Origin of the sequence: Proteus sp. TSJ240517, assembly GCF_047921575.1 — a bacterium.
Lineage (GTDB): Bacteria > Pseudomonadota > Gammaproteobacteria > Enterobacterales > Enterobacteriaceae > Proteus.
This window is the reverse complement of the sequence record NZ_JBLRMH010000001.1, coordinates 362,021-373,930: the sequence shown is the minus strand read 5'-3', so window position 1 is coordinate 373,930 and position 11,910 is coordinate 362,021. Positions and strand designations below refer to the sequence as shown.

At 33.2% G+C, this 11,910-nt stretch carries 12 protein-coding genes and 1 pseudogene; 10 read left to right on the top strand and 3 right to left on the bottom strand.

Features of this window, described 5'->3' with window-relative positions:
- Nucleotides 1-70: 70 nt before the first annotated feature.
- Nucleotides 71-1,582, top strand: a complete 1,512-nt coding sequence (locus ACNARN_RS01755; protein ID WP_416304063.1) for a carbohydrate porin — start codon at nt 71-73, stop codon at nt 1,580-1,582.
- Between the two features lie 124 nt (nt 1,583-1,706).
- Here ACNARN_RS01755 and ACNARN_RS01750 read toward each other — a convergent pair whose 3' ends face one another.
- On the bottom strand, nt 1,707-2,492 hold the full coding sequence (locus tag ACNARN_RS01750) for an ATP-grasp domain-containing protein (protein WP_198630515.1): 786 nt from the start codon (nt 2,490-2,492) through the stop codon (nt 1,707-1,709).
- A gap of 252 nt (nt 2,493-2,744) precedes the next feature.
- On the opposite strand from ACNARN_RS01750, the gene ACNARN_RS01745 reads away from it, so the two are divergent.
- From ACNARN_RS01745 to ACNARN_RS01725, 5 genes are all read left to right on the top strand, one after another.
- Nucleotides 2,745-3,401 (top strand): hypothetical protein, encoded by a 657-nt coding sequence (locus ACNARN_RS01745; RefSeq protein WP_416304062.1) that lies wholly within the window; start codon nt 2,745-2,747, stop codon nt 3,399-3,401.
- 281 nt (nt 3,402-3,682) lie between these two features.
- On the top strand, nt 3,683-4,246 hold the full coding sequence (gene ahpC, locus ACNARN_RS01740; protein ID WP_006536680.1) for an alkyl hydroperoxide reductase subunit C: 564 nt from the start codon (nt 3,683-3,685) through the stop codon (nt 4,244-4,246).
- A 69-nt stretch (nt 4,247-4,315) separates the two neighbouring features.
- A complete protein-coding gene (gene ahpF / locus ACNARN_RS01735; RefSeq protein WP_416304061.1) occupies nt 4,316-5,881 on the top strand; it encodes an alkyl hydroperoxide reductase subunit F in 1,566 nt (521 codons plus the stop codon).
- A gap of 164 nt (nt 5,882-6,045) precedes the next feature.
- The gene (locus ACNARN_RS01730) at nt 6,046-7,038 is read left to right on the top strand and encodes an alpha/beta hydrolase family protein (RefSeq protein ID WP_198619477.1); all 993 of its coding nucleotides are present in this window, start codon (nt 6,046-6,048) and stop codon (nt 7,036-7,038) included.
- 155 nt (nt 7,039-7,193) lie between these two features.
- Nucleotides 7,194-7,673: a hypothetical protein gene (locus tag ACNARN_RS01725; RefSeq protein ID WP_198619478.1), complete on the top strand. Its 480-nt coding sequence runs from the start codon at nt 7,194-7,196 to the stop codon at nt 7,671-7,673.
- A 95-nt stretch (nt 7,674-7,768) separates the two neighbouring features.
- Here ACNARN_RS01725 and ACNARN_RS01720 read toward each other — a convergent pair.
- A pseudogene (locus ACNARN_RS01720) lies at nt 7,769-7,993 on the bottom strand (PEP-utilizing enzyme); the annotation flags it as partial.
- Between the two features lie 12 nt (nt 7,994-8,005).
- Entirely contained in the window at nt 8,006-8,329 is a 324-nt protein-coding gene (locus tag ACNARN_RS01715) for a hypothetical protein (protein ID WP_416304060.1), read from the bottom strand.
- 340 nt (nt 8,330-8,669) lie between these two features.
- Between ACNARN_RS01715 and ACNARN_RS01710 the strand changes: the two genes are divergently transcribed.
- The 4 genes from ACNARN_RS01710 to ACNARN_RS01695 all read left to right on the top strand — a co-directional run bounded on the left by ACNARN_RS01710 (nt 8,670) and on the right by ACNARN_RS01695 (nt 11,851).
- A complete protein-coding gene (locus tag ACNARN_RS01710) occupies nt 8,670-9,170 on the top strand; it encodes a GNAT family N-acetyltransferase (protein ID WP_368926710.1) in 501 nt (166 codons plus the stop codon).
- A gap of 191 nt (nt 9,171-9,361) precedes the next feature.
- The gene (locus ACNARN_RS01705; protein WP_416304059.1) at nt 9,362-10,270 is read left to right on the top strand and encodes an AEC family transporter; all 909 of its coding nucleotides are present in this window, start codon (nt 9,362-9,364) and stop codon (nt 10,268-10,270) included.
- Between the two features lie 114 nt (nt 10,271-10,384).
- Nucleotides 10,385-10,954 carry a hypothetical protein gene (locus tag ACNARN_RS01700; RefSeq protein ID WP_416304058.1) on the top strand — a complete coding sequence of 190 codons (570 nt, stop codon included), beginning with the start codon at nt 10,385-10,387 and terminating at the stop codon, nt 10,952-10,954.
- Between the two features lie 6 nt (nt 10,955-10,960).
- The gene (locus ACNARN_RS01695) at nt 10,961-11,851 is read left to right on the top strand and encodes a hypothetical protein (protein WP_416304057.1); all 891 of its coding nucleotides are present in this window, start codon (nt 10,961-10,963) and stop codon (nt 11,849-11,851) included.
- Nucleotides 11,852-11,910 lie beyond the last annotated feature (59 nt).

The window sequence follows — 11,910 nt, the reverse complement described above, 5'->3', positions numbered from 1 at the left end:
TCAACTAAATTGATTGTTATGTATTTGCCGTACCTGTTAAACCAACATTTGCTAATTTAGGAATATTCGAATGAAAGTAAAAGCATTATCTGTTGTGATAAGTTTAATACTCGCTACACCATTATGTGCAAATGCACAAACTGATATAAGTGCTATTGAAGCAAGATTAAATGCACTTGAACAACGTGCAACTGCTGCTGAAGCTAGAGCCGCTGCCGCAGAACAAAAAGCGGCTCGCCTTGAGCAATTAATTAATTCCAACAGCCTATCTAAAACGGATCATGTTACAACCGTCGGCATGGAGCAACGCGTTGCTATATTAGAAAAGCAATCTGATGAGGCTCAAGCAAAAGTAAACATTGCACAAACTCAGCTTAATGAAATCCAACAAAAACAATCGGCTCAGCTTGCTAGTACGAAAAATAAAGAAGGTACGGGCTTTTTCTCTACCAATACAAATTGGGGTGATCTCAAATTGTATGGTGACGTTGAATATAATATCGATGCGGCGAGTAAAAAAGGGCAACTAACCTCGATGAGAATGATGCCCGGTAATCAAAAAGACTTTGATGATAATGAAAAATGGTCACTTAACGGGCGCATTTTAATTGGTGTGGATGGTGAACGAGAATTAAAAAACGGCAATTATGCTGGTTTTCGTGCTCAGCCTATGGCTGACATGACAGGTAAAATGAATCTAGATGATGCTGTTTTCTACTTTGGTCAACGCGATAAATGGCAATATAAAATTGGTCGTTATGAAGCTTACGACATGTTCCCTCTAAACCAAGATACATTTGTTGAGTATTCAGGTAATACAGCAAATGATTTATATGGTGATGGTTTTGGCTATATCTATATGATGAAAGAAGGGCGAGGTCGTAGTAGTGACGGTGGTAGTATGATGGTTAATACACACTATAACGACTGGTATTTTGAGCTAAATGCTTTAGTTGAAGATGGAACTTCTGTTTTTAAAGACAATGAATATCATGGACGTAAACTTGATAATCGCAAAAATGTTATTTATATGCGTCCTGTTGTTGCATGGCAGAAAGATAATTTAACTATTGCAGGAGCAATAGATGCAAATGTGATAAACAAAGCCTATGGCTATGATGATGAAAATGGAAAATTCCAAGATCAATCGCGACGTACAGGTTATGGCTTAACTGTAAAATGGGACACTTTAGCTGATGATCCTATTAACGGTATTGTTGCAAATTTAAGTGCTGCTTATCTCGACGCTAAAGATGAAAATGATTTTTCTATTGGTAGTAATGTGTTGTGGCGTAAATTTCAACTTGGTTATATTTATGCTCATAATGATATTAAAACTTACTATCACAAAAACGGGAATAGCAGTGGTCAAAATGACACCTATTTAACGCTCAATCCTAGTAAGTACAATATCAACACTGTATTTGCTTCTTATGAACTGCCTAATATTTTAGATATGGATAATTTTAAAACCTATTTAGGTGCTTATTATTCACGTATAGATGGTAAAGACGACATTAATGTAAATAGCAGTGATAAAGATCGTTATGGTGCCCGTATTCGCTTTAAGTATCTATTTTAACTTTATTTTTAGTACTTCTTGTTAGAGATTGATTTTATATAAAGACTTCAAGATACAGCGTATTGTTGGCTAATTGAGGTCTTTATATTTTTATATAGTTTGCTCAGTGTTGGGACATAAAACATCAGATACCCGATAAGAAAAAAGCCTTAACTAACTTTTCAGCTGACCACTCTTTAATGTCTGAAACTTGCCCATCACCAATTTCAACTAAACGTAATTCTCCTACTGCATTTTTGACTACATCAATGGAATAGAAGGGTGTGTTTACATGCTGCGCTACTTTTTTTACAAACTCAGGAATTTCATCATCCGCAGAGAATATTTTCTTATTTAAAACAAAATATCTGCGCTCACTATCATTAATAAATTCCTCAACATAGCGAAGACTTACACCACCTTCAATGTTTCCCCTAAACTGTGCAATAAGTTTTAGTATTTCTCTAATTTCATCTGCATTTTTAGCGATGGAACCTCTCGTGGTTGTTAAAGATTTTACATAGTCTTTTACAAAGTAAGCTGGCCATTGAAGTTGGTTAGTTAAGCTTTCAAAGTCAGTATCCATAGTTGTGATAACTGTTCTTGGTGTGAACTCTTTACAATTTTCATACCAACCCGTTATATGATGGTTACGGATATAATCTTCAGAAGTTTCAAGCATTTGACCACCATGAGTATTCACAGCATGGTATAGCTGTTGATATTCGTCTTTATTTAGCATCCATCCACGCCAAATAACAGGAGAGTCTGATTTAAAAGGATGTGAAAACTTATATTTACCCAATGCCATATCTTCTGATGAGAGTAACAAACAATGAATATTTAGCATTTGAGCGCAACGATATTCTTGTTCAAAGGCCTCATCAGGTTTTCCTGTTTTTGAATAGTCATCAGGGTAAATTATTTGCATAAGTAATTCCTTTTAATTAAATAGGTTTGATGAAGAAATATCCTAACGTTTTATTTAACGACTTGAACCTTTTTTCTCTTAATTACATGTTCTCTTTTCTAAGTTGTGAGATCTCTCGATTTTTTGATCTTTTTCGACTAGGTATCTGATTTTACTCGTGCCATTGTTTTATTTCCTGCCATAATCGGTTTAATGTTTACAGACGCTGACTAGCGTATTAAGTGCAGATGATATTTATCAGGAAACAATTCAATGCCTTTCTATATACAACGCAGTAATTCAAATAACGACAAGACCTATAAGAAAAATAGAACAAAACCACTATTAATAGGCTTAACCTTAATTCCTTCATTTGTGTTTGCTAATGATCTTTCTCAATTACCGCAAAAAGAACGTGTCGCTTACTTTACGCAAGCTCAGCAAGCGGGGATCACTGGTGTTGCAATTAAAACAAAGCCTGTCCTAGCAAGACCAGCCAAAGAAGGTGAGATCATTACAACGATAATTAAAGGTGAAGGGATTGAAACAGTTTCAGAACCTGCAAAAGCAGGAGATTGGGTAGTACAAAATATTTGCCCAGAAACAGGTAATGAGGAAATCCTGGTAAGGAAAAACAAATTTATTCAGCGTTATAGCGAAACAGATAAAAATAAGATCAAAATCAATATAACGGCTTATCCCGATAATTATCAGCCTTTTATCCCTAAAGGTATCGAAATGAATTATTTTATTGTGCCTGAATCTACACCCGCGTTTGCAATGAAGGCTCCTTGGGGAGAATTACAACGTTTTCAATCGGGCGATGCCGTTGTGCAATCCACAACAGATAGCCAAGATGTTTATCGTATTCAAAAGGCAGCATTTGAATGTACTTATACTATTCTTAAACCTGCCAAATTAGCGCAATAATATTGAATCTATCTATGCTGGATTGAATATTAATTTTATAATTCATAATGTTATAATCATTTCGTTGCTGAAGCTAAGAATATTAAACAGAGAGTAGGCTAATAGAAAGTAGGCGTAATTGACTTGTTGTCCATTTGCTTTAATAGCTACATTTCGTTAACCTATCTCTATCAATTTCTTCAACTCATTAGGTAAAACCTATTGAACTGATAGCAGGAATGTATTAGCTATTCTCAAATGGAATAGGTACATTAGTCCCATACCAAACAGGAGGAAATACAATGTCTTTAATTAATACCCCAATCAAACCATTCAAAAACATGGCATTTAAAGACGGTCAATTCGTTGAAGTGACTGAAAAGGACGTCGAAGGCAAATGGAGCGTTTTCTTCTTTTACCCTGCAGACTTCACTTTTGTGTGCCCAACTGAATTAGGTGACTTAGCTGATCATTATGCTGAGTTCCAAAAAATGGGCGTAGAAATTTACTCAGTTTCTACTGACACACATTTTACCCATAAAGCATGGCATAGCAGCTCAGAAACTATCGGTAAAATCAAATATGGCATGATTGGCGATCCAACTGGCGCATTAACTCGTAACTTCGAAAATATGCGTGAGAACGAAGGTCTTGCAGACCGTGGTACTTTCGTTGTTGACCCACAAGGTATCATCCAAGCAATTGAAATCACAGCTGAAGGTATTGGCCGTGATGCATCAGACCTGCTGCGTAAAGTTAAAGCTGCTCAGTATGTAGCTAGCCACCCAGGCGAAGTTTGCCCAGCAAAATGGAAAGAAGGTGATGCAACTTTAGCTCCATCACTGGATTTAGTTGGCAAAATCTAAATAAGAATTAAGCCACTAAAAAGTTATTTATCGGGTGTTTCGGCACCCGATTTTATTGAGGGTGCAAAAATGTTAGATAATAATTTAAAAGCTCAATTGAAAGCTTATTTAGAACGATTAACCCAGCCAGTTGAATTAGTAGCAACATTAGACGACAGTAAACATTCTGCTGATATCCAAGCGCTATTAAAAGAAATCGAACCATTATCCGATAAAGTCACTTATCGTGAAGATAATAACGCAAATGTACGTAAACCATCTTTTCTTATTACCAACCCAGGGAAAGAAACTGGTGTTCGTTTTGCAGGTTCACCATTAGGTCATGAATTTACTTCATTAGTTTTAGCATTACTGCAAACTGGTGGACACCCATCAAAAGAAGCACAAGAATTACTTGAACAAATTCGTCAGTTAGACGGTGAGTTTCATTTCGAAACCTATTATTCGCTCTCTTGTCATAACTGCCCTGATGTTGTTCAGGCATTAAACTTAATGGCGATTTTAAATCCGAAGATCACACATACTGCGATTGACGGAGGCATGTTCCAAAATGAAATTCAGGAACGTAATATCATGGGCGTTCCTGCTGTATTCTTAAATGGTAACGAGTTTGGTCAAGGCCGTATGACCTTAGCTGAAATCGTTAACAAAGTAGACAGCAATGCAGAAAAACGTACTGCAGAATTATTGAATCAAAAAGCTGCATTTGATGTATTAATTGTGGGTAGTGGTCCTGCGGGTGCATCTGCAGCTGTTTATTCCGCTCGTAAAGGTTTAAATACAGGCCTTATTGGCGAACGTTTTGGTGGTCAAGTTCTTGATACTGTTGATATTGAAAACTACATCTCAGTACCAAAAACTGAAGGTGCAAAACTTGCAGGTGCATTAAAAGCTCACGTTGATGATTACCAAGTGGATGTGATTGATAGCCAAACTGTTAGTCGCTTAATTCCGGGTGCATCAGAAGGGGAATTACATCAAATTGAAACAACATCAGGTGCAATTTTAAAAACTCGTAGCCTAATTATTGCAACAGGTGCTCGCTGGAGAAATATGAATGTTCCCGGTGAAAATGAATACCGTACTCGTGGTGTAACTTATTGCCCACATTGTGATGGCCCACTGTTTAAAGGCAAAAGAGTTGCTGTTATTGGTGGTGGTAACTCAGGTGTTGAAGCTGCAATTGACTTAGCTGGCTTAGTTGAACACGTAACAGTATTAGAATTTGCTCCAGAAATGAGAGCAGATGCGGTATTACAGAAAAAATTACGTAGCTTAAGCAATGTAGAAGTTATCTTAAATGCGCAAACTACAGAAGTATATGGTGATGGCACTAAGTTAACCGGTCTAAAATATAAAGATCGTACTAATGATTCTATGCATGATATTGCATTAGCAGGTATTTTCGTTCAAATCGGTTTATTACCTAATACACAGTGGTTAGAAGGTACTGTTGAGCGTAATAAGATGGGCGAAATTATTGTTGATGCTCGTGGCGAAACTAATATCAAAGGTGTATTTGCTGCCGGCGACTGTACAACCGTACCTTATAAGCAAATCATCATTGCCGCTGGTGAAGGTGCAAAAGCCTCACTTAGCGCATTTGATTACTTGATTCGCACAAGTGCAAAATAAGCAAATCAACGTTAAAAAATTTAATTATTTTATATCGTTTAAAGCATCTCAATCGAGATGCTTTTTTCTGCATTAATTTCCACTTACCTTAAAAATCCTATTCATAAACCCCAAATAACCTATGCTATTATCACGCAAAATTAATAATTTATAGGGAAGTTGATATGAATATAAATAAAATGTGTTTTAGACAAGTTGTACCTGCGCTATTTTTTTCCCTGCTATGTGCTAGTTCTTTTTCTGTCAACGCAGATATTGAAGTGCGTGATGAAACTTTATATGAAGCGCATCAACGCTTTAAAACAGAAATTATAAACGACAGTTTTGATAATATTGATCCGCCTTGGGAAGCGCCGCCTGAAATATTTAATGTTATTAAATATCCGGCAAAACCAGGAGATATGTATGCCTATTTAACACCACCTCCAGCAAATAAAAAAATGAAATTACCTGCTGTAATTTGGTTAAATGGAGGCTACGGCGGAATTGGTGGTGATGATTATTTTTGGCAACCTAAACCAGTTGATAATGACCAAACAGGTGCAACTTTCCGTGATCCCAATATGGTGTTGATGATCCCGTCTTTCCGAGGTGAAAATACTAACCCAGGTCGTTATGAAATGTTTTATGGCGAATTAGAAGATTTAGAATCAGCGAGAGAATATTTAGCATCACTGCCTTATATTGACTCTAAGCGTATCTATGTCGTTGGACATAGTACGGGGGGAACTAGAGCATTATTAGCGAGTGAATATAGTGACAAATTTAGAGCTATTTTCTCTTTGGGTGGAATACCTGATCTTAAATTAAGAGCTGAAGGAGATATGATAGTTGAATTGCCTTTTGATAGAAATAACGAAGAAGAGTTTAATGTTCGCTCTGTATATCGCTATATTAAATCAATAAAAACACCAACTTTCTATTTTGAAGGGCGTGACTATTTTTGGAATGAGTTTAATGAGCTACGAGCGGTTGCAATGGTGCATGATATTCCATTAAAAATATATAACATTAAAAATGGTGACCATTTCAATATCATTGTACCTGTCAGTAAATTAATTAAAGATAAAATCTTGTTAGATACTGATACAACTAAAGAAAGCAATATTCGATTCACTAATGAAGAGATTAAGTGGATCAATAAGCAGGTTAGATGATTATTAATAATTTAATTTTTAATAATGATATCCGCTCTTTTATTTAATCGATAAAAGAGCAGTATTTTTTAAACTAATACATTATTTTGATAAAGATATTAAGTGTATTATGATTAAAAGGATTAAATTATCATTTAAAAATGAAGGGATTTGTTATGCAAGCTAAACTTGCTTATCAATGGAAACAACAAAGACGTGGGAGACTCTCTTTTTTAGGTCTAGAAATTGCTTGGACAATTTTCTTTTCTATTGCAGAAAACTTAGCTGATCGATGGTATATAGAACTTTACCCCGAAAAAATGGAGTCAATTACTGAAAGTTATTTTTACTATCACTTTTCTTTTACACCATATGGCCTAATAGAAATGGTGTTTTTAATAGTACAAGTCTACATATTTACACTTATTTTATCTCAACGAATAAGAGATATAGGTATAGGCTATCCTATTATTATTTCAATTATTTTAACGGCTAGTCCTATTTTATTAACACCATACTTATTATTTAATGCACCATCTATGTTAATGGTATTGCTTTCTATATTATTAATCGCTGGGTTGGTTGCTTTATTTGCACCATCAGCTTATAAAGTCGATATTTATACTAATAAAGACGCCAAAGAGAGTAAAAAATAAAATAATCAGTTAAAAGACAGATTGATAGTATGAAAAATAGAAAAAGCATCTGAAAAGATGCTTTTTCTGCTTAATAGGCATTATTGATCTAATAATTAAGATAAGATTTCTATAATACCTTTTTGTCCATCAACCCTTACTTTTTGCCCATTTTTTAAAATATTTAAGATATTGCGAACACCCATTACTGCGGGTAATCCCAATTCTCTAGCAGTAACCGCACCATGAGATAATGGCCCACCACTTTCTGTAATAATGCCAGATGCACGGTAAAAAAGTGCTGTCCAAGCAGGGTTAGTTGTTCTTGCAACTAAAATGGCATTCTGCGGAAATTAGGCAAAATTCTCTGAACCATAAACAAGATAAACTTCACCTTCAACAATACCTGCACTACCAGCTAGTCCCTTTAATTGATGCTCATTTGTATTTAGTGCATTACAACTATCCTCACCATAGATCCATTGTGGTGTGACTGATTTTGCTTTTAGATATCCCGCCTTATTTTGGTATATATGATGACGTAACTGATTCCACTCAGTAGGGTTATCTGCAAGAATTGCATCAGCTAAAGGTTTTTCATTAGCAAAATAAATATCCATTGGGCAATCTAAGACGCTACGAATAACCAATCGCTCTCCTAATGCTTTTAATGCCACATAACCATCAAATGCACTGTTCCGATGACTACATAGAATTAACTTTGGATGTGTATTTTCAGCTTGAGATCTACTAGGGTAAATAAGTGAAATTTTGGAAAAGTAGATTTCTCTAATTGCACTCGAGATGAATCGATAATAAAAAGGAAGTGGAGAACCAGCAACAAAAGAGGAGGTTTTTTTATTGATGAAGGCAATGTTGAATTAGGCATAAGATTTCCTTACATTATTCCTTCTTCAAAAACATATCACGCTCTTAAAAAAAGTAACACTAAAAAATTAAAATTTAAAAAGCATTATTAGAATAAATTGTTTCACTAATTTGAGGCTGTTAATTCTAATGAATAAGATGGAAATAAGTATGATTCAACTTAGACTCGCTGAACCACAAGAAGCCAGAAGGTTATGGTATTTACGAAATCAAGCGTTGCGATTTGGTTGTGAGAATGTTTATCCATCAGAGATTTTAGCCGCTTGGACTCCTGATAAAATGCCTGAAGGATATCGGCAGGCTATTATTGATAATCCATTTTATGTGATTGATTATCAAGAATACAATATTCCTGTTGCTTCAGGTTTTTTAGATGTTAAAACTGGTTTTGCTGAGGCCATTTTTACATTACCTGAATACATGGGGAAAGGATTTGCAGGACTAATTTTAAAACAACTTAAACATGAAGCAATTAAGAGAGGTCAATCCAAGTTGTTTTTAGATGCAACACCTAATGCAGTATTATTTTATTTAAAACAGGGTTTTAAAGTATTAGAAGAACGTGATTATTATTCTGATTTAGCAAAAGCAAATTTACCTTGTTACCGCATGTGCATTGATTTAGATTAGTTGTTTTTATTTTAACCATTTTTAAGGATGGTTTTTATAATAGACTAATAATAAAAAAGCTATTCTTAAAATGCGGTATAAATTTATTTTTATCATTTTTTGAATTAGCTTTTATATTAAATAACATGAAATAGCAATTTGCATAATGTTGCGATATTGTAAAGTATCACAATATCTCTAGGATAAATATTATGCAAAATGTGTTATTAACGTTATGGCCGTTATTTGCGTTAATTGCGCTAGGTGCAATTTTAAGAAGAAATAAAACGTTTGAGCCTGCGTTTTGGGTGGGGGCTGAAAAATTAAATTATTTTTTACTTTTTCCTGCTTTACTAATTAATAGTTTGGCAAATGCACCTTTATCTGATCCTCAATTACCTCACCTTGCTGTAGCTATTTTTTCTGTAGTCATTATTGTCACTATTTTGTGTGTTATTTTGAAAAAAATCACAGGTTGGCCAGCTGGACGTTTTGGAGCAATCGTTCAAGGCAATATTCGATTTAACACCTATTTAGGTTTAGCTATTGTCGCTGATTTATTTGGTGTTGAAGGATTAGGAATAGCCGCCTTGATATTAGCAACACTGGTTCCTTTATCAAATGTCACTTCAGTACTTTGTTTAACCGCAGGGCAAAATGTGACATTGCGTCAACTAATATTACCTATCATAAAAAACCCTTTAATTATCTCTTGTGTTATTGGGATCATAATAAATCTATCAGGAATTGGTCTTCCTTTTGGTAGTGATCAATTTCTCAAGTTGTTATCAGCAACCAGTTTACCTTTGGGGCTTATTTGTATTGGTGCAGCATTACATTTATCAACACTAAAAGCAGAAAGTAAAATGATTAGTATTAATACTGTTACTCGTTTACTTATTGTACCGATAGTAGCATATAGCGTTGCTTATTTTTTAGCTTTGTCTCCGTTAGTCATGATGCTTTTGGTTATTTTCTTTTCGATACCAACGGCACCCACGTCTTATATTCTAACCAGACAATTAGGTGGGGACTCTGAACTCATGGCAGGGATTATTACATCTCAAACGATATTTGCAGTAATAACATTGCCTATAATATTGAGTATATTAGCAATTTAAATTTTTATTTAATAGAAATAAATTTCTTAATTTAAAGGTGTTTTTTTTATATCTATTTTTTTAGTTCAAAATTATCCTTTTTATAAAATAAAGAAAAAGGGATACAGGATAAATATGAAAGTAAATGTAGGTGGTGTGGAGATTACAAATCAAAAAATAGAAAAAATAAAAAAAACTGATGAAGTATCTGCAGCATTAACGATATGGGAAAAAATACAAAAATTCTTCCATATCGGTAATATTGAAGAAAAAGAAAAAATATTATCTTTAATTAAAGAGGTTTTTATTAATAAAGAACCAAATTTATATCAAAGAATAGAAAGTTTTGAGGCTATGAAAGAATTATCAAAAAATAATAATTCAAGTGATGATTTTAAAATAAAAGTAGTAGATGATTTACTGTGCTTATCTATTGGTAAAGTGGATGTTAAATATGAATTTACTAAAGAAGAAGATGTAATAGAAATAGAAAAAATAAAAAAAATACAAGAAAACCTTATTGAGATAAAGTTACCTAAAACTTGCGAGTTAGATAATGAGGTATTTAAATACTTAATATTAGAACTCATTAATAAAGAAAATACTAATTATTTTGACGAAAAAGGAATGATAAATATAGATAACATTGATAAAAAGAAGACAAAAGAAAATGTAATGAAATCCATTATTAATGAAATGAAATGAAATGAAATGAAAAGAAAAATAAATGCTGAAGTTATCGATGAATCTATTTTCTATAGTGAAAATATAAAATATCTTGAAAAAAAGACTGAGAGGTTAAAGGTTAATGCCAATGAGTTTATACTAAATTTAAATAATTTAATTAAAAATAATGCAATTTCTGTAACGCTTGACGAAATTACTAATACACTTCATAAAGATTTATTAAGAATGGATTATCATCTATTGGGTAAAGAGTTAATTGACAAAAATATACTAAAATTAGAGATAAAAAAAATTTCTGAAAGTAATGAAAATGAAGAGACGAAAGAAAATAAAATTGAATATCTAAAGTTTAACTTGATGAATGAAGGCTTAAATAAAATACAAAAAATATTTGAAGATGTTGATGTTGATAAAAAGATTATCATTTATAATTTAATATCTCAAGGTGTATTCAATATAGTAAAAGATTCTTTTCATGGTATAGATCCTTTATTTTTATTGGGTTTTTCTCCGATTGATGGAAAATCTACAATAATGATTGATGAAGATAAAGATGAAAACCTAGTAATTACTGTATCTAATAAAAAAACATTAAACGAAAAAGACGAGTTAGGTAAAAAAAATGCTGATTCTTTTTTTTCTAAATATATAAATCAAGGTCTAACATCTTATACCAAAAGTAAAATTAATTTATTGCATTTTTTATGTGATAATGCACTCAATAAGCCGTCTAATTTAACAGAGGTTTTTAATATATTGGATGAAAATGATGTTTATCAGGAACTTGATCCCTCTAAGAGCATACCTCTTTTAGAAGAAAATATACAATTAGTTTTTACCTATAACGTTAAAAATAAAAATATCAGCGTAGATCCACAGAAAAGTTATTATGAATATTCCTATCTAAATATTTAGCACTATGGCATAGAGAAGCTTCTTGCTATTATGGTTATAAACCAATAATAAATAAGAGG

Bases quoted from the DNA above. Each gene is read 5' to 3' on its own strand.
- ACNARN_RS01755 (WP_416304063.1), top strand. From the start codon at position 71: ATGAAAGTAAAAGCATTATCTGTTGTGATAAGTTTAATACTCGCTACA.
- ACNARN_RS01750 (WP_198630515.1), bottom strand. From the start codon at position 2,492: ATGCAAATAATTTACCCTGATGACTATTCAAAAACAGGAAAACCTGAT.
- ACNARN_RS01745 (WP_416304062.1), top strand. From the start codon at position 2,745: ATGCCTTTCTATATACAACGCAGTAATTCAAATAACGACAAGACCTAT.
- ahpC (WP_006536680.1), top strand. From the start codon at position 3,683: ATGTCTTTAATTAATACCCCAATCAAACCATTCAAAAACATGGCATTT.
- ahpF (WP_416304061.1), top strand. From the start codon at position 4,316: ATGTTAGATAATAATTTAAAAGCTCAATTGAAAGCTTATTTAGAACGA.
- ACNARN_RS01730 (WP_198619477.1), top strand. From the start codon at position 6,046: ATGAATATAAATAAAATGTGTTTTAGACAAGTTGTACCTGCGCTATTT.
- ACNARN_RS01725 (WP_198619478.1), top strand. From the start codon at position 7,194: ATGCAAGCTAAACTTGCTTATCAATGGAAACAACAAAGACGTGGGAGA.
- ACNARN_RS01710 (WP_368926710.1), top strand. From the start codon at position 8,670: ATGAATAAGATGGAAATAAGTATGATTCAACTTAGACTCGCTGAACCA.
- ACNARN_RS01705 (WP_416304059.1), top strand. From the start codon at position 9,362: ATGCAAAATGTGTTATTAACGTTATGGCCGTTATTTGCGTTAATTGCG.
- ACNARN_RS01700 (WP_416304058.1), top strand. From the start codon at position 10,385: ATGAAAGTAAATGTAGGTGGTGTGGAGATTACAAATCAAAAAATAGAA.
- ACNARN_RS01695 (WP_416304057.1), top strand. From the start codon at position 10,961: ATGAAAAGAAAAATAAATGCTGAAGTTATCGATGAATCTATTTTCTAT.